General features: G+C 43.0%; 21 protein-coding genes. 1 reads left to right on the top strand and 20 read right to left on the bottom strand.

All coding sequences use genetic code 11. From position 1 onward, the window contains the following. Window positions 1-32 precede the first annotated feature (32 nt). From bioF to IRY55_RS03170, 11 genes are all read right to left on the bottom strand, one after another. Window positions 33-1157 carry an 8-amino-7-oxononanoate synthase gene (gene bioF, locus IRY55_RS03220; protein ID WP_194561806.1) on the bottom strand — a complete coding sequence of 375 codons (1125 nt, stop codon included), beginning with the start codon at window positions 1155-1157 and terminating at the stop codon, window positions 33-35. Then, entirely contained in the window at window positions 1154-1894 is a 741-nt protein-coding gene (locus tag IRY55_RS03215) for a 6-carboxyhexanoate--CoA ligase (protein ID WP_194561805.1), read from the bottom strand. Before IRY55_RS03215 ends, bioF begins: the two co-directional genes overlap by 4 nt. Then, window positions 1878-2372 (bottom strand): hypothetical protein, encoded by a 495-nt coding sequence (locus IRY55_RS03210; RefSeq protein ID WP_194561804.1) that lies wholly within the window; start codon window positions 2370-2372, stop codon window positions 1878-1880. The genes IRY55_RS03215 and IRY55_RS03210 overlap by 17 nt, the downstream gene beginning before the upstream one ends. 425 nt (window positions 2373-2797) lie before the next feature. Continuing rightward, entirely contained in the window at window positions 2798-3979 is a 1182-nt protein-coding gene (locus IRY55_RS03205) for a GTP-binding protein (RefSeq protein WP_194561803.1), read from the bottom strand. 127 nt (window positions 3980-4106) lie between these two features. Continuing rightward, window positions 4107-5984, bottom strand: coding sequence for a vWA domain-containing protein (locus IRY55_RS03200; RefSeq protein ID WP_194561802.1), 1878 nt, complete (start codon window positions 5982-5984; stop codon window positions 4107-4109). 2 nt (window positions 5985-5986) lie between these two features. Next, window positions 5987-6769, bottom strand: a complete 783-nt coding sequence (locus IRY55_RS03195) for an ATP-binding protein (protein ID WP_194562377.1) — start codon at window positions 6767-6769, stop codon at window positions 5987-5989. A gap of 30 nt (window positions 6770-6799) precedes the next feature. Next, on the bottom strand, window positions 6800-7126 hold the full coding sequence (locus tag IRY55_RS03190) for a hypothetical protein (RefSeq protein ID WP_194561801.1): 327 nt from the start codon (window positions 7124-7126) through the stop codon (window positions 6800-6802). Between the two features lie 112 nt (window positions 7127-7238). After that, window positions 7239-7439 (bottom strand): DUF6501 family protein, encoded by a 201-nt coding sequence (locus IRY55_RS03185; RefSeq protein WP_194561800.1) that lies wholly within the window; start codon window positions 7437-7439, stop codon window positions 7239-7241. A 61-nt stretch (window positions 7440-7500) separates the two neighbouring features. After that, on the bottom strand, window positions 7501-8718 hold the full coding sequence (gene odhB, locus IRY55_RS03180; protein ID WP_194561799.1) for a 2-oxoglutarate dehydrogenase complex dihydrolipoyllysine-residue succinyltransferase: 1218 nt from the start codon (window positions 8716-8718) through the stop codon (window positions 7501-7503). A 115-nt stretch (window positions 8719-8833) separates the two neighbouring features. Then, window positions 8834-11659, bottom strand: coding sequence for a 2-oxoglutarate dehydrogenase E1 component (locus tag IRY55_RS03175; protein WP_194561798.1), 2826 nt, complete (start codon window positions 11657-11659; stop codon window positions 8834-8836). 177 nt (window positions 11660-11836) lie between these two features. Then, window positions 11837-12910 (bottom strand): undecaprenyldiphospho-muramoylpentapeptide beta-N-acetylglucosaminyltransferase, encoded by a 1074-nt coding sequence (locus IRY55_RS03170; RefSeq protein ID WP_194561797.1) that lies wholly within the window; start codon window positions 12908-12910, stop codon window positions 11837-11839. Between the two features lie 101 nt (window positions 12911-13011). Between IRY55_RS03170 and IRY55_RS03165 the strand changes: the two genes are divergently transcribed. After that, window positions 13012-14361, top strand: a complete 1350-nt coding sequence (locus IRY55_RS03165; protein WP_194561796.1) for an MATE family efflux transporter — start codon at window positions 13012-13014, stop codon at window positions 14359-14361. Between the two features lie 44 nt (window positions 14362-14405). Here IRY55_RS03165 and IRY55_RS03160 read toward each other — a convergent pair whose 3' ends face one another. The 9 genes from IRY55_RS03160 to IRY55_RS03120 all read right to left on the bottom strand — a co-directional run bounded on the left by IRY55_RS03160 (window position 14406) and on the right by IRY55_RS03120 (window position 21098). Next, window positions 14406-15317 carry a CobW family GTP-binding protein gene (locus IRY55_RS03160; protein ID WP_194561795.1) on the bottom strand — a complete coding sequence of 304 codons (912 nt, stop codon included), beginning with the start codon at window positions 15315-15317 and terminating at the stop codon, window positions 14406-14408. A gap of 54 nt (window positions 15318-15371) precedes the next feature. Continuing rightward, entirely contained in the window at window positions 15372-16844 is a 1473-nt protein-coding gene (locus IRY55_RS03155) for a S41 family peptidase (protein WP_194561794.1), read from the bottom strand. Between the two features lie 64 nt (window positions 16845-16908). Beyond that, the gene (deoD, locus tag IRY55_RS03150) at window positions 16909-17616 is read right to left on the bottom strand and encodes a purine-nucleoside phosphorylase (protein ID WP_194561793.1); all 708 of its coding nucleotides are present in this window, start codon (window positions 17614-17616) and stop codon (window positions 16909-16911) included. A 44-nt stretch (window positions 17617-17660) separates the two neighbouring features. Then, on the bottom strand, window positions 17661-17918 hold the full coding sequence (locus tag IRY55_RS03145) for a YozE family protein (protein WP_194561792.1): 258 nt from the start codon (window positions 17916-17918) through the stop codon (window positions 17661-17663). Beyond that, window positions 17915-18352 (bottom strand): peptide-methionine (R)-S-oxide reductase MsrB, encoded by a 438-nt coding sequence (gene msrB / locus IRY55_RS03140; RefSeq protein ID WP_194561791.1) that lies wholly within the window; start codon window positions 18350-18352, stop codon window positions 17915-17917. The genes IRY55_RS03145 and msrB overlap by 4 nt, the downstream gene beginning before the upstream one ends. Beyond that, window positions 18349-18879, bottom strand: coding sequence for a peptide-methionine (S)-S-oxide reductase MsrA (gene msrA / locus IRY55_RS03135; RefSeq protein ID WP_408015115.1), 531 nt, complete (start codon window positions 18877-18879; stop codon window positions 18349-18351). Before msrA ends, msrB begins: the two co-directional genes overlap by 4 nt. Further along, window positions 18876-19463, bottom strand: coding sequence for a YpmS family protein (locus tag IRY55_RS03130; protein WP_194561790.1), 588 nt, complete (start codon window positions 19461-19463; stop codon window positions 18876-18878). Before IRY55_RS03130 ends, msrA begins: the two co-directional genes overlap by 4 nt. Continuing rightward, window positions 19456-20250 (bottom strand): GDSL-type esterase/lipase family protein, encoded by a 795-nt coding sequence (locus IRY55_RS03125; RefSeq protein ID WP_194561789.1) that lies wholly within the window; start codon window positions 20248-20250, stop codon window positions 19456-19458. Before IRY55_RS03125 ends, IRY55_RS03130 begins: the two co-directional genes overlap by 8 nt. A 5-nt stretch (window positions 20251-20255) precedes the next feature. Next, entirely contained in the window at window positions 20256-21098 is an 843-nt protein-coding gene (locus IRY55_RS03120; protein WP_194561788.1) for a DegV family protein, read from the bottom strand. Between the last annotated feature and the right edge of the window lie 4 nt (window positions 21099-21102).

Below are 21102 nucleotides of genomic sequence, written 5' to 3'. Positions count from 1 at the left end.
CCATTCTTATAGGCTCTGTTCTTTCACGTCAATCATGCATCGGGAGCCATTGATTGAAAAGCCTGTTTTATCCAGTCTATCTCATTGTCCGAATGAGTAAACATGAGTGTACAGCGTAATCGACTTGTATGTTCCGGTACAGAAGGCGGTCTGATCGCTGGTATGAATAGCCCCAATTCCAATAATTTCTTTTGGAATTGGAGGGCTACTGAAGCCTCCCCTAATAAGATGGGAATAATGGGGGTCATCCCTTGAGGTACAGAATAGTTCAATGTTCGTAAAAAGTGACGCATATCATTTGCTTTCTCCTTCAACATAACATGCCGCTTCTCCGTTTGAATAATATGTAGACTCTTTAAAGCCGCTCCGATATTCCCTGGTGATAGAGAAGTTTGAAAAATAAACGGTCGTGATTTCTGAATGAGGTAATGAATAATCGTTTTATTTGAACAAACAAATCCCCCTTCGCTTCCTAAAGCCTTACTCAATGTTCCAATAATGACATCAGGTTTTGTTGAAAAATGTTCACTCGTGCCTCTACCACATGAACCAATCACTCCTGTCCCATGTGCATCGTCCACAATCAATAATGCATTATATTTTTCTTTCAAATTATTCAACTGATCTAAAGGAGCTAAATCGCCATCCATACTAAATACTCCATCAGTTACAATTAATTTTTTAAAATGATTTTTATACTCTCGCATTTTTCTTTCTAAATCTATCATATCATTATGTTTATAAACGATGATGCAAGCTCCAGATAATCGGCACGCATCGATAATACTCGCATGATTATATTCATCGCTATAAATGATCGTGTCCCGATCTGCTAAAGCCGTTATGACTCCTAAATTCGCTAAGTAGCCACTCGAGTAGAGAAGACATGCTTCTGTTCCTTTAAAATGGGCTAATTCCTTTTCCAATCTTTCATGAATATCAAAATTGCCTGTCGTCAATCTCGAGCCTGTACTCCCCGTCCCATATTTCAAAATCATTTCTCGCGCCGCATGAAGGACTCTCTCATCTTTCGCTAATCCTAAATAATTATTGGAAGAGGCGATGACTTTTAAATTTTGCATCGTCGGGGAAGGTAAACGTCTGTATAAACTCGATTTTTCCCGTTTATTTAACTCATCTTTCAACCATTGAATCATCCTATTTTACCTCCTACTATAACAGGCGTCTGTTCTAAAAATTGTATGATTTCCTCTACATTTGTTTGTTCACTATCGACTAAAAATATCCTTCCTCCGCTCGCTGAATTTTCTTCTTTCATATGAGGAATGCTCGTATATGTATTCTTCAATGTTACATAACCTGTTGTGTAATGAGGGTCATCTGAACAACATAATTCAGCGATTACACCAGAATGTTGAACTTTTGATGCTAGGGCAATTGCTTCTAATTTTCGTTCACTATTACAATCCGGATTCCATCTAATAAAATCTTCTTTTGTTTTTTCTTGCCAATCAAGCCTTGATACACGCACTCCATTTTCTTTCGCATCTAAACGTTCCTGAGAATCGATGTCTATTAATAATGCACCGGAAATACTTGTACCTGTAGTGATGATTTCATATAAAGACTGAATAAATGATGCCTGTAGATTTAATGGCTTTAAAATTTTCATCATCGCACATAAAGCTGAGTTCACACTATAATTTTCAATGTTTTCGATTGTGGAAATTGGAGAAATCACTTTCACTTCTTCTTTTATTTTTTCGATTTTGATAGAGATAAAATCCGGCTCTCCCCTCTTATGGTGAAAAGAACGATCAATCATACTCGCAACGCAATTGTGAATCCCTTCATAATGAACCATCCGCTCAGCCCCTGAAATATGCTGTTGATTTTCAGAAGAGCGCATTCGAATATTATAAAGCTTTTCCATATTGTTTCCCTCCTATTTGTTGATCTGTTTTTCTTAATAACTTTGTAAGTGGAACACTCATGAAAGCTGTTAGTAACATCCCAGGAATGGCTGGAATGATTAAAACGATGGCTGGGACTTGTAATGTGAAAGCTAAAACGATTCTTGCCACTAAAGTGCCGAGTGGTCCTGCAATTAAAATAACGCCAGTATGCCTTCCAAATAGCGCCATACTAATGCCCACTACTATGCGAAATATCATCGCAATTTCCACATGAATTAAAGTATGCGCTCCCATTAAAAATAATGTAATACTTGAAAGAATACCCGCTATTATATAGCGTTTAAATCCAAACACCGCACATATCGCAACAGCAATCGGAGCGGACATTTGAAATTCACTGCCCATTATAAAAGTCGGAATTTTGATAAACCCAGTTACAGAAATGAAAGAAGCTAATAAACTCGTTTCTATTAAAGAATATAATCGATGATTCACCTTTTATTTCTTCCTTTCCCTAAAACCATTGTCCTTTTCATTCGAAAATGATGAGGTTTTTTCCACTTATAAAATATAATATAGCATATGTTAACCTATAACGAAAATAAATTTACTCATTTGTACATTCACTCGATTTATAAAGAGGCGCTAAATGTATGAAAACAATGCTTCCTTTATCGTTCACTACTTCTATAAGAAATCATATGAAAAATACCTGTAGAGGAGACTTTTGAAAAGAGAATCCCCCTACAGGTATTTTTCATATATTTTATTAAAGGATGCCGTTTTGTGTTTAAATAAAAGGCTCTCAATAAACGATGTTTCATAAGTCTTTTAAATTCATCACCCATTTAACGTATTGATTCATTCACTTCACAAAATTCAACTCTTGTCACCAAATATATAGAAGTAAACATCGTTTTTTATGCCATATACGCCTCAAGCGTATCAAACGGCTCAGCAAGTTCTTCTTCTGTCATTAAACAAGCATCGAGTGACGCGCGAATGGCTTGTTCATCCATCTCGATTCCGATGAACACAAGCTCATTGATACGGTCGCCATAGACCGGATGCCAATTTTCACCGAATGACGGATCTTCTTCTTTCGCCGCTCGTTTCGCCGCGTCTGGTAAACTCGCCTGCCAATGAGCTTGCGGTGCGATCGTCACTGTACTTCCTGCTTGGCTCATCGTCATCGCGATATCATAATGGCTCGCTACGTACATAAAGCCTTTCGCGCGCACGACTTCGAGGGGCAGTTCGTTACACCATTCTCGAAAACGCGTCGGATGAAACGGTTCATAGGCACGGTAGACGAATGACGTAATGCCATACTCTTCTGTCTCCGGCGTATGTTGTTCAGGTCCTTGTTCGAGTTCTTGAATCCACCCTGCGTGGTGTAACGATTGTTCAAAATCAAAACGCTTCGTATTGATCACTTCATCGATCTCCACCGCACTATTCGTCGTGCGAATCAATTTCGCAGACGGTTGTACTTTACGTAAAAACGCTTCTAATTGCGACAATTGTTCCTCTTTTAATAAATCGCATTTATTCAATAGCAATACATCACAAAATTCAATTTGGTCAATTAATAAATCCGCGACATCTCGGTCGTCGGTATGGTCGACTGCTTCCTTCCGATCGAGCAATGACTCCCCTGATTGATAATCGTCCCAGAAGCGTTTTGCGTCGACAACGGTCACCATCGTATCTAAACGACAGCGGTCCGATAATTGAATGCCGAGCGCATCGTCCATGTACGTAAACGTTTGAGCGACCGGAATCGGCTCACTGATCCCGGTTGATTCGATAATGATGGCGTCTAGCCCTTCTTGTGCGCTCAATTTTTCAACAGCGAGCAATAAATCTTCTCGCAATGTACAACAAATGCAGCCGTTTGACAATTCGACGAACGACTCCTCTGTTCGCGTAAACGAACTCCCTTGTTCGATTAAATCTGCATCAATGTTCACTTCACTCATATCGTTCACTAAAATCGCAAAGTTTTTGCCTTCTCGATTATTAAGCAAATGGTTCAATAATGTCGTTTTCCCTGCACCTAAGTAACCGCTCAACACCGTCACTGGAATTTGTTCTGTCATTAGTATAGCCTTCTTTCTTTTTAAATCGTAATGATTACTATTTAAAAATACCACGAACAATTGAAGGGCGCAACTCTTTTTTGAAAGAACGACAAAAAAACTTCGAAAGCGAATAAACTTTCGAAGTTTAGATGAGTCCTTTAAAGACGATGGCAAACATTTTACGCAAGAGACGTAACGTTTGTTCTGTAAATTGTGTGACGTCACTCGTCGCGACACTTTGATTGTCGAACATCATTTGAAACGTGTGCAATTGGTCTTCCGTCGGCTCTGTATCGTTTAAAAATAAATGAAGAACGATCATTCCTGCGCGGCGTGCTTCAATGACCGCTTCTCTCGTATCGACAATACCGTTCTGCCCATATTCAAAAGCGGAAGGTTCTCCGTCCGAAAATACGAGTAAAAAGCGATGGGTCACTTGTTCATGTTTTAATGCTTCTGTCATCCAACGAATCGCAAAGCCGTCCCGGTTATCATCATGCGCTTCCATCGAGGCGATGATTCGGTCGCTATTGCGCGTTCCGTCTTGAAAGCGGTGAAATAGTTCAAATGTATTGTACTGCGCTTCTTTCGATGCCGTAATCGAGTCTTCCGAATATCCCGCGATCGCATGGCGGACCGCGAGTTCACGCAATACAGTATGAAAGAGTAAAACCGCTCGCTTCGTTTCATCTAATTTATCATGCATGGAAGCCGATTGGTCGATAAGTAAGCCGAATGCGGCGTCGATCGGTTTTCCTGGATTCGTTTTTTTATAAAATAGTTTCGGACGTTCTTCCGTCCATAACTGCAAGATCGCTTTTTTCGATAGTCGACCGTACGTTAAACCTGTTCGCTCCGCTGTTTTTTTCTTTTCCATCCGTTCATTCATTTCTCGTTTAAAACGTTGGACGAGCGGTGTTTGAACGAGGAGCCATTCTTTTAACTTCGCTTCGTCTATCTTTTGTTGTTCAGCGAGCACTTCTTCATAGACGACGTGACGATTCGCATTGCCGAATGTGTGTCCTGCTTGTTGGCTACTTGAACCAGTCGCGAGCTCCTCTCCTTCTTGCACTTGTTCTGCAGACGCATCGGACTCGCCTTCTCGAATGTGATCGATCGTCGCTTCTGGAGAGCCTGCTGTCGCTTCATCAGAAAGACTGCGACCTTTTGCACCGTGTTCTAATTCGTACTGGAGATGCAAGCCACTTTCGTCTTCTGATTCTCGATGCCACGTGCGGTACACTTCTTCAATCGTCTCTTTTTCGCCTTCTTGTCCGAGCTCACTTTCCTTCATTCCTTCATGGTAATGAAAAGGAGTGAACGCTTCTTCTTTTAAAAATTGTTCAAACGCATAATACGAATAAACGAGGTCTCTTTGTAAGACCGGTTGTAACGCATACATAATGCCGCTTGCCACGTCAATACTGTCTGAAGTCGAGCGAAGGCTGTATACCGATTCCATTAAACGCGCGATGCGTTCCATCGGATACTTCGTCGGAAAAGGACTTTGTGCTAATGTTCCTTCCATTCCATACAATACGCATTGATGAAAAATAGCATCCGCTAAACGACCGCGTTCTAAATTGACCGTTAAACGTTTTTTATGATGTTCAATCATCGTATCTCGACGAATTTGAAATTTTTTCCGTGTTCCTTTTCGCTCTCGTTCGATTCGTTCCATAAAACGAAGTTCTTCCAGTAATAAAATAAGTTGCTCGAACAATTTGGGCGATATGCCGTCATAGTCAGTATTTGCTTCTTGCCATTCCCGCAATCGGAATTCGCGCCAAAATCCGAGCGTCAATAAATAAATATCGGTCAGTCTACCTGCCCGAATGACTTCAGGGTCGCGGTGACGCCAAAAGACAGACATTGCGATTTTTTTCTCTGCAATTTGAATTTCCATCAATTGACGCTCCGTCACATCGACATCTGCCCCGCTCAATGCTTTCGCCAAATAATCGTAAGACAATAATTCATTCGCATCGACGAGTTCATCATTAAATTGAATAAATCGGCGCATCGTTACACCCACATTTCGATTAATTGTAAAACGAGATCACGTTCTAACGGATCTTCTATTTTTTCGACGATCGCATATTGGAGCGCACGTTCAATCGGCATATGAGCAGACAGTTGTAAGGCATCAAGCACACTTCGAATCGACGCGATTTCTTCTGCGAGTAAGCCTTCCTTCACTTGCTTTTGAAGTTCTGTCGCGATGTTGTACATCATGTCGAGTCGCTCATCTTCTAGATCGACACTCTCTGCTAACAACTGACGTAATGCATCGCCCGTTAAATAATCGATGCGCGCGGCGACGAAACGGTTTTTTAACGCTTCGTTCATCGGCGTCGTTCCAACATATCCTTCGTTAATCGCAGCAAGCACTTTAAAATTAGGATGCGCTTCAATCACTTCTCCTGTAAATGGGTTCGTCAATGTGCGACGATAGTCGAGAACACTATGCAAAATGGGCAATGTCTCCGGTTTTGCCATATTAATTTCATCGATGTATAAAATGTGCCCGTGCTTCATCGCATCGACAACTGGGCCATCGACAAATTCAATGACGCTCACGCCGTCTTGTTGCACAATCGTTTTAAAGCCGAGTAATGCTTCTGCATCTAAGTCGACCGAACAGTTAATGCTATTCATCGGCAGTTCGAAAGACTGCGCTAGTGCTTCTGCTAGTTTTGTCTTCCCTGACCCTGTTGGCCCGATGAGAAGGAGCGGTTTTTTCAAATGTAAAACGGCGCGCAAGTCTTCCCATAAAGGCGCTTCTTGTACGCGATATCCAAATTTCATTTCCATACGTCTTCATCCTAACTATTCATTTTAAGGTTTCCATAAATGTGTATTGTATAAGGCGCGAATGGCTTCACGTCTTTTGTTCTCCGTGCGGTACATGTTCCAAATCTCTCGGTCGAGTTCAGGCACCCCTGTCTCTTCCCCTTCTTCTAAACGGCGGAAGTGTCGAAGCCGCGTTCGAATGCTCGGCGTACTGCGCGTAACCGGTGCATCGTCGTGTAAGCGGAAGTGTGCAAGCATCCGTTGTAAAAAGTGAACATCTTCCGCGTTCCATTGACCTTTCGTTTCACAATGGGTCTCGAAAACGAAAAGCACTTCTTCTTCCATCCAACGTCTATTTTTTCGTGTTGTCATCGTCGTTCATCCTTCCTTCATTCATTATAATATAACGCTAGAAGAAACGACATGTAAACGAGTTTTGGTGGACAAAAAAACTTGCGCTCTTAAGAGACACAAGTTTTGTCGTTTATTCGAAGTATGTTTTGTAATAGCCGCCGACTTTACCGCTATTGTCGATGACAAAAATAAATTCTTCTGTTTCGTTTTTCACTTCGTACTGTTTGCCGACTGTTAATTTGTCCGCTACCGTAAACTTTGCAGCATCCGTATGCGTGCACGTTACCGTTTTAATCGTCGGGTTCGTTTCCCACGTTTTAAATACTTCCATTGTCGTTCCTCCTTATACAAAAAATCGACCCGAAACTTCGGGTCGATCCGGTTGAGTAATCTTATGAACCTAAAAGTAAGTCTTCTGGGTTTTCGATTAATTCTTTCACCATTTTCAAGAATCCGACAGAATCTTTTCCGTCGATGACACGGTGGTCATATGAAAGTGCCACGTACATCATTGGACGTAATTCGATTTTGTCACCTACAGCGATTGGGCGCATTTTAATTGTATGCATACCGAGGATCGCTACTTGTGTACCGTTAATGATTGGTGTAGAGAAGAGTGAACCGAATACTCCACCGTTTGTAATTGTGAATGATCCACCTGTCATATCTGCAAGTGTTAATTTATTGTCGCGTGCTTTCGCTGCGAGTTCTGCAATTGTACCTTCGATTTCAGCAAAGTTTTTGCGGTCTGCGTCTTTCACGTTCGGTACAACGAGTCCACCTTCTGTAGAAACTGCAATTCCGATGTCATAGAAGTTTTTGAGTAAAATTTCGTCGCCATCGATTTCAGAGTTCACGTATGGGTATTTTTTAAGTGCTGCTACGACTGCTTTTGTGAAGAATGACATGAAGCCTAAACGCACGCCGTATTTTTGTTCAAATTCGTCTTTTTTACGTTTACGAAGATCCATCATCGCTGACATATCGATTTCGTTGAACGTTGTAAGCATCGCTGTTGATTGGCTTACTTCGAGTAAACGTTTAGCGATTGTTTGACGACGACGTGTCATGCGCTCACGTGTGATGCGTCCGTCATCTGCTTGTGCTGCTGGCGCTGCCGCCGCTTGTGCTGGTGCTGCTTTCGGTGCTTGTGCGTGTGCTGCAACGTCTTGCGCACGAACGCGACCCATTGGATCTACTGGTGATACTTCTGCCAGGTCGATGCCTTTTTCACGTGCTAATTTACGTGCTGCTGGGCTAGCAATTGTACGGTCTGTTGTTGAAGTTGTTTCTTCAGCTTGTGCTGCTGGTGCAGGTGCTGCAGCCGCTTCTTCTTTTGCTGGTGCTGCTTCAGCTTTCGGTGCTGGCGCTGCGCCACCTTCTCCAACGATTGCGATTACCGCTCCGATTTCAACTGTGTCGCCTTCTTCGAAAAGAAGTTCTTGAACGATTCCAGCTTCTTCAGAAGGGATTTCAACGTTTACTTTATCCGTTTCAATCTCAACGATGTTTTCACCTTTTTCAACGTGGTCACCTGGTTGTTTTAACCAAGATGCGATCGTTCCTTCCGTAATCGATTCCGCTAATTCAGGTACAATAATTTCTGCCACAATAAATTCCTCCTCAAGTAAGTTGTGCCTTCAGGCAATAGTACTGCTTCTATTTGGAATAGTCCCCATCTCAATGTAAAACATTAAGATGGGATTGTCTATATACTACAAAAGTTTATTCGTCTTTTTTCAATGCGTCTGCTACGATGCGTTTTTGTTCTTTCGTATGGCTCGCACCGTCACCTTCAGATGGGCTTGCACGGTGAATACGTCCAACATATTCAATCGTGCGCCCTTCTGCGATGTCGAGTAAGTAAGGCAATGCATATGAGTATGATCCCATATTGCGTGGCTCTTCTTGAACCCAGACGAGTTTCTTCGCGTTCGGGAAGCGTGCGATAATTTCTTGAATGCGCGCTTCTGGGAATGGATACAATTGCTCTACACGAACGATGTGTAAGTGGTCGAATCCTTCGCCATCTTTCACTTGTTCCGCTAAGTCAATGGCCATTTTACCGCTTGCGAATAAGATTTTTTCGACTTTCTCAGGGTTCTGACCTGTACCTTGTTGCTCAAGCACTGTCTGGAATGAACCTTTTGTTAAATCTTCTACATCCGCTCCAACGAGTGGGTGACGAAGTAATGATTTCGGGCTCATGATCACAAGTGGACGCTCTTGCTCTGTTCCTACGATCGCTGCTTGACGGCGCAACACGTGGAAGTAGTTTGCCGCACTTGAAATGTTTGCGACTGTCCAGTTGTTCTCAGCGCTCAACTGTAAGAAGCGCTCGAGGCGGGCACTTGAGTGTTCTGGTCCTTGTCCTTCATACGCATGTGGTAAAAGAAGAACGAGTCCTGACTGTTGTCCCCACTTTGAATGGCTCGCTGCAACGAATTGGTCAAACATCGCTTGTGCCATGTTCGCAAAGTCACCATATTGCGCTTCCCAAATCGTTAAGCCTTTTTTGTTTTCTAATGTATATCCCCACTCAAATCCGACAAGTGCGAACTCTGTAAGTGGTGAGTTGTATGCGACGATTGACGCTTTTGCATCTGAAATGTGCTGAAGTGGCGTATACTGCTTCCCTGTTTTCTCGTCATTTAATACGAGGTGACGGTGAGCGAATGTACCACGTTGCACGTCTTCACCTGATAAGCGGACAGGTTTACCTTCTTGTAACATTGAACCGAATGCTAATTGTTCCGCATGTGCCCAGTCAATTTTACCTTTTTCAGGGTTTGTGAATGGTAACTCACGGCGTTGTAAAATACGTCCTAATTTGCTGAATACTGTGAAGTCTTCAGGGTATGTGAGCAATTCTTCGTTCATCTTCTCAAGACGCTCGCGCTCAACACCTGTTTCGATGTTTGGCTCGATGCCTTCTAAAACGATTGCAGGCGTGTCATTCACATGTGGTTCCGCATCTTTCGATTCTTCTTTCACACGATCGTTTGCTGCTTGCATCAATTTGAAGATTTTTTCGTCGAGTTCTTCGACTTGTTCTGCTGTCATAACGCCTTCTTCCACTAAGCGCTGACCGTATAATTCACGCACTGTTGGGTGCTTGTGAACTAAGTGGTACATCATCGGGTTCGTCACGAGTGGCTCATCCATCTCGTTATGACCGTAACGGCGGTAACCGATCAAATCTACGATAATGTCTTTGCCGAATTTTTGACGGTATTCGAATGCGAGTGCTGCTGATTCAATCACCGCTTCTGGATCATCTGCGTTAACGTGCATAACAGGCACTTCAAATCCTTTTGCAGGGTCTGATGAGTACATCGTCGAACGTGAATCCCAAAATTCAGTCGTAAATCCAATCATATTGTTTGCGATTACGTGGATGGAACCGCCTGTGCGGTATCCTTCAATACGGCTGAAGTTGAATGTTTCCGGAACAATTCCTTGTCCAGGGAACGCTGCGTCACCATGAATCATAATTGCATATGCGTCTTTTTCATTGCGAGTCGGTGCACCTGGTTGTGACGTATCTTCCTGTGCTGCACGTGTTTGACCTGCGATGACTGGGTTTGCTACTTCCAAGTGAGATGGGTTGTACGCTAAGAAGCGGTCCATCGCTTCACCTTTATAAAGAGCTCCCATATGGTATTTAACGTCGCCGTACCAGCCGCTCGTTACTTCGAGTGAACCATCTTCTGGTAAAAATGGCTCAGGTGGAACGCCTGCGAATTCGGCGAACATCATTTCATAAGGTTTGTTTAAAATATGTGTTAAGACGTTCAAACGACCGCGGTGAGCCATTGCGATAAGCATTTTCTTCACTGCGTCTGATTCTGAACGACGTACGAGTTCTTCGAGGAATGTAACGAGTGTATCTAATCCTTCGATAGAGAAACGTTTTGCACCGATAAACGTACGGTGAATAAATTTCTCGAACCCTTCTACTTTCGTTAAACGCTCGAGTAATTCTTTCTTTTCGTCTGCGTTAAACGTCGGTTTGTAAGCTTTAGTTTCCACTTGAGAAAGCAACCATTTGCGTTCTTCTTCATCAATCACATGACCGAATTCGTAAGCAATTTTACCCGTATAAAGTGATTTTAAATAGTTTACTGCATCTAAGCCGGTCTCGACTGTCGCTGGCACTTCTTGCAAGAAGAGTGCAGCTGGCATTTTTTCTAAGTCGGCTTCAGTTAAACCGTAGTAAGATAACTCAATACGCGTCGTATCTCGCGGGCGATCTTTCAGTGGATAAATATCCGCTGCTAAGTGTCCGTAATTGCGAATCGCATCGATCAGCGTATACGCCGCTAATACTTTTCCGAAATCTCCTTCCGGAACTTCAGCTGCTGCTTGCGCATGCGCACCTGTAGTACCCGTCATAACCGGTGCACCATAATAGCGGAAAAACTCTGCCATGTCTGGACTCACTGATTCTGGATCTTCTTTAAAATTCTCATACATTTCCATTACATACCCTAGGTTCGGTCCCGAGAACACATCGTAAGGGGAACGATGGGCATTAACGTTGTTCGACATTGTAATATGACCTCCACATTTGCTTTTTCAGCATGTTGTCTATATTAATTTCTGCATATTCATAATAACATTTAACAGGCGGGACGGAAAGTGTTTCGCACTAAGTTCTTTCCTCACAAATAAAGATGTTCAAAGCCCGCTGTCCTTCACGCTTTCTTCACTTTCCATACGAAACAGTTATTTTGCGTTAGAAAGTATTAAATCAACGACTTGAGAAGCTGTTTTTACGCTCGACATCGTCTCCATTTTGTCTTTCATCTTCGGAGCTTCCTCGGCGAAAAGTCCTATCTCTCGTACAACATCACATTGTTCAAACTGCTCTTCTTGAATTACTTTCGCGATTTCGAGTTGTTTAAATAAGTTCGCATTGAGCAATTGATCCCCACGACTTTGCTCCGCGGATAGCGGCACGAGCAACATCGGAATCGATAAAGCGAGAAGTTCGAATATCGCATTGGAACCTGCTCGGCTGATTGCATAGTCGGAAGCCGCAAGTAAATCAGGTAACTCCTGCATGACGTACTCATATTGACGATACCCTTTTTGCTCATCTAACGTACGGTCAATATTGCCCTTTCCACAAAGGTGAATGATGTCGTACGTTGGCAAAAGCTCAGGTAAAGCGAGACGAATTTTTTCATTTAAAATGCGCGCACCTTGACTGCCTCCCATAACGATAATAACGGGTTTATCTCCCGCAAATTTCGTCAAGGCTAATCCGCGGTCACGCTCTCCTTCAAACAGCTCTTGACGAATGATTGGACCGATATGCGCTGATTTTTCCGCTGGGACATGTTGCAATGTCTCTTCAAACACAGTAAAAATCGTTTTCGCAAATGGTAGAGCAATTTTATTCGCAAGACCAGGTGTTACGTCTGACTCATGTGCTATCACGGGGATGTTGCGACGTTTCGCAGCGAGCGCAACAGGCACACTAACAAATCCGCCTTTAGAGAAAACAACACTCGGGTTAATTTTTTTCAGCAGGCGAGATGCTTGACGAACTCCATTTAACACCCGGAACGGATCGGTGAAGTTTTTCGCTGACATGTAACGGCGCAATTTTCCACTTGAGATCGCATGATAAGTGACAAATTCATATTGGCTCATAATGTCTTTTTCAATGCCTTCATAAGAGCCGATATAATGAATGTCGTATCCACGGCGACGCAGTTCTGGCAGGAGCGCTTCATTTACGGAAACATGCCCCGCTGTGCCGCCGCCTGTTAAAACGATTGTCGGACGACTCATCGTACATTCCTCTTTTCTTTCTTTCTTTTCTACCATCTGCCATTATAACAGAAGTTTCGTGCTACAATGGAAGTAATTTTTGGGTGAAGGAGTTTTTTAAAATGAATACAACGATTCCGATTCGTGAAAAATCGAATCGCCTCATGCGCATAATTGGGCCGATTTTAATGACTCAAATTGCGCTTTATTTAATGACTTTTTTCGATATCGTTATGACTGGACGATACGATACCGCCCATTTAGGCGGCGTGTCGGTCGGTTCTTCATTATGGATGCCGATCTATACAGGGCTCGCGGGTATTTTGTCTGGACTGACACCGTTGATTGCCCATGAGTACGGAGCGCGCAAAAAACAAAACATTCGGCCGCTCGTGCAACAAGGACTATACATTTCCATTGCGCTCGCACTGTTCATTTTCGGACTCATTTTTTTACTGTTGCCGAGCGTCATTCAAATGATCGACTTAGAACCACTCGTACGCGAAGTAGCGATGTCGTATTTAATCGGGATGAGTCTCGGGTTATTCCCACTCTTTGCGTATACCGTCTTCCGTTCGTTTTTCGATGCGTTAGGAGCGACGCGTGTTTCAATGTTCATTATCGGACTCACAGCGCCGATTAATATCGTTTTAAACTATATGCTCATTTACGGGAAATTCGGTCTCCCTGAACTCGGTGGAGCAGGGGCAGGATATGCTTCGGGGATTACGTATTGGATCGTCTTTTTCGTAGCCGTCGCCATTGCCACATGGAATCGACAATTCGCTTCGTATCGCCTTCTTTTCAATTGGCCGCGCATTCGCTTTGCCGAATGGGGACATATTTTGAAGATCGGGATTCCAATCGGCATTGCGATTTTTGTTGAAACGAGTATTTTCTCAGCCGTTACTTTACTGATGAGTAATGCGTATTCGACTGAAATTATTTCCGCCCATCAAATCGCCTTGAACTTCACATCGTTCTTATATATGATGCCACTTTCTATTTCCTTCGGTGTGACGATTGTCGTCGGGCAATCAGTCGGTGCGAAAGCGTGGCAAGATGCGAAAGAATACAGCTTTTTAGCGGTCGGTGTTGCGCTTCTCTTTAGCTTAATATCCATCATGATTTTATTGACATTCCGTCATTCAATCGCCAGCATTTATACAGCGGATGCACAACTGATCATGCTGAGCGCAAAGTTCTTTATTTTCTCTGCGTTCTTCCAGCTATCCGATGCTGTGCTCGCACCGATTCAAGGGGCGTTGCGTGGATATAAAGACGTCAATGCGACATTCATTACCGCCATCATTTCCTTTTGGGTCATCGGCCTCCCTGTCGGATATGTGATGGCGACATACACATCGCTCGGCCCTTACGGCTATTGGGTCGGTTTAATTACAGGGTTAACGTTAGGGGCAATCGGCCTCTTCATCCGTTTGCGCATCGTTCAACGGAAAATCATCGCCTAACAAAAAGCGTCACCGCTCTACAATTTGTAGAAAGGTGACGCTTTTTATGCATAAATTGACTCTGGAATGTCGAGTGCTTGAACGTGATCTCCGATAAAGACGAGCACTGGTTTCATTTTCATCATTTCTGGAAGCCATTGAATCATCCCGTATGCGTATTGCACAGAATACGTGCGTATCTCGTCAAGACGGACGTACCCTTTCATGCGGTAAACGGAATCCGGTAATTGCTGAATCCATTCCTCAAAACGCTCTCGGTGAACCGGGCGCTCTACGATGAATGACTTCGATTGTAAATGGTGATGAACATGTTCTGTTTCCCCATACGACGCCACTTCAACCGTTTGTTGCAACGAGTCAAAAATATCCCGCACATTCACTTTAGCATCTGTCGTTTGGACGAGTGGCACATTCGGCAAAAGTTGCGCTAAATGAATCATGACGGAAGCAAGTTCACTATCGGTTAACGTATCCATTTTATTCGCCACGATAAAGTTCGCATGTCGAATTTGTTCCATAAACAACACTTGCATTTGGGGACTCATTCGGTCACGTGCTGCGAAACGTTGCAAGTCAACGACCGTAATAATTCCTTTAAACGTAATTTGATCGGCAAATAGCGGTGAAAATACTGCATCGAGCGCCTCGACCGGATGAGCCGCTCCTGTCGTCTCAATGAACAATACATCGACATCCGGATGCTCGACTAAAATCGTTTGAATTTCCGCTTCCGATTGTTCAGAACCTGTACAACAAATGCAACCATTCAACATTTCGCGCATCGGAATCGCGCCGTCTTTCGTCTCAATCATTTGACCGTCAATATTCGTATCTCCAAACTCATTCATAAAGACGGCCGGTTTCTTTCCTTCTTCTTTCGCTTGTTGCAATAAGCGCATGAGAAGCGTCGTTTTTCCGCTTCCTAAAAAACCGCTCACTAAATAAACATCTACCACTGTCTACACTCCTTAAAAAATAGCCAAAGTTGCATGAACTTTGGCTACTGTTTGTTATTTATTCATTAATTCGTACAATACTTCTGTCGCTTTTTTCAATTGTGGATCATCTTCTGTCATTTGTTCACGCACTTTTTGCATGAGTAAAAATGTCGTATCCCCTTGAAGTTCGCCTGTCACTTCTAATTGTCCTTCACGTTGCAGTTGTTCTACTGCTCGTTGTAAAGAAGCATCAAATTGACTGTTCACTTCTGGAATATCGTATCCGATTGCGATAAACAATTTTTTCGCCACTTCTACAGAAGAGGAAATCATATCGCGTTTTAACGGAACGGCTGGGTCAATAAATGGCAATGACGCATACTCTGGGTAATCGACTTTAATATCTGGCTCGATTCCTTTTTCATGAATGTGATTGCCTTTTGGCGTCAACCAATTCGCTGTCGTCAATTTCAACATCGAGCCATCTTTCAATTCTTCAGGTGTTTGTACCGTCCCTTTACCGAATGATTTCAATCCGATAATCGGATAGTCTGTAGACTCTTTAATCGCACCCGCTAAAATTTCAGAGGCTGATGCACTGCCGTCATCAATTAATAATGTAATCGGTACGTTAATTTTCGTACCACCTGATGCTTCTGTAATTTGACGCGTACCTGATTTATCCGTCTGTTGGAAAATTGGCTTTCCTTTTTCCACGAATAAGTCTGTAATGTATTTCGCCGTATCTAAACGACCGCCTGGGTTTTGACGCACGTCAATGACGAATCCTTCCGCCCCTTGTTCTCCGAGTGATTCAATCGCTTCTAGTAATTCATCGTACGTATTTTGAGCAAAACTCGTAATGCGAATGTGGCCTACTTTATCGTCTACCATTTCTGGATAAACCGACTCAATCGGAATGACGTCGCGAGTGACTTTTACTTCAAATGGCTCTGAGTTGTCGCCACGTTGTACTTTCAAACGTACTTCTGAGCCTTTTTCTCCACGAATTAAAAGGACCGCTTCACTTGAACTTAATCCTTGAATCGACTCATCATCCACCGCCATAATTAAATCATTCGGCAATAAGCCTGCCTTTTCAGCAGGTGAGTTTTTAATCGGAGAGACGATGCGAATATAATTGTCCGATTCGCGAATTTCTGCCCCAATTCCTTCAAATGTGCTTGAAATGCTTTCTGTTAAGCGCTGCGCTTCTTCTTGATTTAAGTAATCCGTATACGGGTCACCGAGCGCGTCGACCATTCCGTTAATCGCTCCTTCAATTGCGGTATTTGCATCGACGTCATGCAAATATTTCTTCTGCAATTCATCGTAGACAAAATAGAGCTTTTTAAATTCATCACGTTCTGTCGACTGTGGACTTACGACTTCTACCACTTTGTCTTCCCCTACGGTTAACGCAAAAAAGGTGACAACAGCAGTCAATAAGACAAGGCCGAACACTAACATGACAAACGGAAAAGGTTTCATGCGAATGAAGCGTTCTGCAGGTTTTGCAGGTGTCACTTCTTTATTTTCTGTCATAACATGTTTCCCCTACTTTCCATCCAACTCGTCACGAAAAAGTCACGACAAGCGTGACTTTTCATTATTTTTGTTTAATTGCTGTCTCGAGCGCTACGATGATCATGTCATTAAATGTCGTCTGACGCTCTTCAGCTGTCGTCACTTCACCTCGAACGATATGGTCACTCACTGTTAAAATCGCAAGTGCTTTACGCCCATGTTTCGCTGCGAGTGTATAAAGTGCCGCTGCTTCCATTTCAACGCCGAGAATGCCATGTTTCGCTAATTCTTCATGCGGTGCATGCTCATTGTAGAAGAAGTCTTCTGTATAAATATTTCCGACTTTTACGTGCAAATCTTTTGCAATCGCTGCGTCGTAAGCATCTTTCAACAAACCGAAGTCTGCTGTCGGTGCATACGATACATTCGGGAAGAAGTTTTGAATGATCGATGAGTTCGTTGAGGCAGATTGCCCGATGATGACGTCGCGCACATTTACGTCTTCACGAATCGCGCCACATGTACCGACACGGATCAAGTTTTGGACATTGTATTCCGTCATTAATTCATTAACGTAAATCGAAATCGACGGTACACCCATCCCTGTTCCTTGAACTGAAATACGGTGGCCTTTGTACGTGCCTGTATATCCAAACATATTGCGCACATCGTTGTATTGGACGACGTCTTCTAAATACGTCTCCGCAATATATTTCGCACGCAATGGATCTCCTGGTAATAAAATCGTTTCTGCAATTTCGCCTTGTTTCGCATTAATATGTACACTCATTTTAAAATACCTCGCTTTCAAATTTCAACACTAATGATACTCGTTTACTCCTCATATTGCAACGGAAGTATCGGTCTTTCATGCAAATGGAGCTCTTCGTACTTTTGGTACAAATCGTCAAAGACAGCCGCTTCCAGTCCTTCGATTTCCGTTTCTTCCACATAGCGAGACAACTCCTCAAAACTTGTCGACTGCTTCGGGAAGCTCGGATCGCGGAAAGCAGCTTCAGCGAATGCTCCTTCTTCTGAACGCTGCTGTTCGCCCCGATACGTCATGACATATTCATAAAACGTTCGAATCATCGCGCGTCATCCTTAAATAACGCAACGTAAGCCCCGTATCCTTCCGCTTCCAACTCATCGACAGGAATGAAACGTAATGCTGCCGAGTTAATGCAATAACGTAACCCACCTTCTTCTTCTGGACCATCTTCAAAGACGTGCCCGAGGTGAGCGTCCGCTTCTTTACTGCGAACTTCTACGCGGCGCATGCCGAAGCTCGTATCGAAATGCTCCGTCACTTCCATCTTTTCAATCGGACGAGTGAACGCCGGCCAACCGCACCCTGCATCGTATTTATCCCTTGAACTAAAGAGTGGCTTCCCGCTAATGACATCGACATAAATCCCTTCTTCAAAATGAGCATCGTACTCATTTTGGAACGGAGGTTCTGTCCCATTTTCTTGTGTCACATGATACTGCATCGGTGTCAGTTTCTTTTTCAATTCTTCTGTCATTCTTTATCCCCCCATACCCGTTGTAAAAACGGTACGCGACCTGAGCCGTATGCATAGCGTTCATAGTGAAACGGTTGTTTTTGATAATAATCTTGGTGATGTTCTTCTGCTGGATAAAATGTTGACGCAGGTAATATATCCGTCACAATTGGACTTTTGAAAAGACCCGTCTCTTCTAACTCATACTTTGAACGTTCTGCAATTTCTTTTTGCGTAGCGTCCATGTAATAAATCGCCGTTTTATAAGAATCGCCAAGGTCCCCAAATTGGCCGTTCGGGTTCGTCGGGTCAATTTGCTTCCAAAAAATCGTGACAAGCTCCTCGTACGTTATTACACTCGGATCAAATGTGATTTCAATCGCTTCACGATGTCCGGTCTCATTAGAACATACCTCTTCATACGTCGGATTCACTGTATGACCGCCCGTGTATCCAGATACGACTTGTTTTACCCCATCATATTTATGAAAAGGCTTCACCATGCACCAAAAACATCCTCCAGCAAATATCGCTTTTTCCATCATCATTTCCCCTCTCCTACTGGAACCGCTACGTCCAGTTGAATGTGATCGTTCGGTAAATCAATCGCATGTACGCGCACTTCAATCCCATTGGCAAATGGAATGCGATCTAGGTTGATGAAAATACGTTCTTCTTTTGGCTGTACTTCCATCCACGTTGGCAATGCTTCCGTATCTCGAATGACTTTTAACACAGCTCTTGGCGAAACATTCAAACGCCCGACTTCCAATTTCGTTTGATTGAGCATTAAATTTCCTTCTTCTGTTGGGACAGGGTCAAAATATAAGCTCACTGGAATTAAGCTCGTAAAAAATGGCACTTCTCCGCTTAAAATAATTTCATCTTCTACGCGCAAATCAACATCGATTGGCGTGTCTTTCGGAATCGCTCGTTGCATATACGTGTTCGCAATCGCTTCAAAATCTTCTCTCGTCGTTTGTACTTGCAATGTTCTCTTCTCTTCTAAATTCAGTGGCTCTTCTTGAATCGGTGCACTCGCGCTTACCGCAAACACTTTCCAATAAATAATGCCGACGATGAGTACGAGAAGGAATAACAATACAAAGAAAGCAATTTTCCATTTATTCATCTTCTTTTACCTCCATCAACCATAAAAGCGGTTCATCCCGACGTTCGTTCCAATACAATAATTGTTGAAACCAATTGTCTGCAATAAAAGCATATCCTTCTGCATTAGGATGAAAATAATCTGCCGAATAGACAGCCGGGTTAGAACTGTATTGCACGTCATCGATTTGAACGAATAGGCGACGTTCTGATTTTTCAGCCATTACATCTTCCATCTCTTGATTCCATTCTTCGATGATCGAAGCAAATTCACGTTCTTCTGTCGTCACGAGATTGACAGGGTTGTAAATACCCGTCAATACAATTGTCGCTTTCGGATTTAATTTTTCTAGTTCTTTTATAATTTGATATAGTCTCTTTTTAAATTTCGGCAATTCTGCTTCAAAAGGGTCTTTTTTCAATTCGAACAGATGTTGTTTCATGACGGCCATAATATCATTGCCGCCAATTGTAAAAGCGATGAGATCCGCTTCTTTTAATTGACTACGCACTTCTTCGTCTTCTTTCAATTGCTTCAACAGCTGTTTCGACGTTCTGCCTCTTTTCGCAAAATTGACGACATGCAATTGCTCAATATGCTCCACTTGAGACAGCTTTTCTGTAATGCGACCGAAGTATCCACCAGATTGCTCATCATCGCCAACCCCTTGAGTTAAAGAATCACCTAGACCGACGATTTGGGCGTGTTCAATCGTTTGTGGTTCATATTTTTTATCCATCATACTCTCTTCCTGACACCCCATCAAAATAAACGCCACACTTATGAATACGATGATTAATCGCTTCATCCCCATCACTCCGTATAATACATAAATCCGATGGCGCCTTCCCCTGTATGCGTACTGACAATCGGTGTCGTAATCGCCACAGATACTTCTACTCCTAGATTTAATGCATCAATTTTTTCTTTTAAAGGACCTGCCATCTTCAAACCGTTCGCATGTGGAATGGCGACGCCTTTTACATGTTTCCCTTCAATCTCTTCTTCAAATATTTTAAACAATTGAGAAGCGACTTGTTTATAGCTACGTGCTTTTCCAACCGGTGTGTACACACCGTCTTCAAGGCGCGCAATCGGTTTAATATTGAGTAAAGAGCCAAGCATCGCTTTTCCTTTACCGATGCGTCCACCCTTCACCATATTATCAAGCGTATCGACAACGACGAATAATGTCGTATTGCGCTTCACTTCCTCCACTTTCGCAACGACTTCTTCCACTGTCTTTCCTGCTTTCGCAGCGAGGGCTGCTTCTTTCACTTGGAAGCCGAGGGCGAATGAAATGTATTCGGAATCAATGACCGTTACATCTGTCTCTGTCATGCTCGCCGCTTGTCCTGCTGCTTTCACAGTCCCACTCATACCCCCCGTCATATGAATGGAGATGACAGAATCACCGTCTTTTCCAAGTTCGTCGTAGAGCTCTTTCAAAACACCGACTGCAGGTTGCGAGCTTTTCGGCAATTCTTCCGATGTTCGCATTAAATCTAAAAATTCATCCGGTTGTAAATCGACGCGGTCGACATACGACTTCCCGTCGATGAAAATATTTAACGGTACGACATGAATGCCGTACTCCTTTTGTTCTGCTTCTGTTAACTCCGCTGTTGAGTCAGTTACGATATGAATCATTTTCACTTTT

Source organism: Savagea serpentis, from assembly GCF_015351395.1.
Lineage (GTDB): Bacteria > Bacillota > Bacilli > Bacillales_A > Planococcaceae > Savagea > Savagea serpentis.
This window is presented reverse-complemented; position numbering and strand designations above follow the sequence as displayed.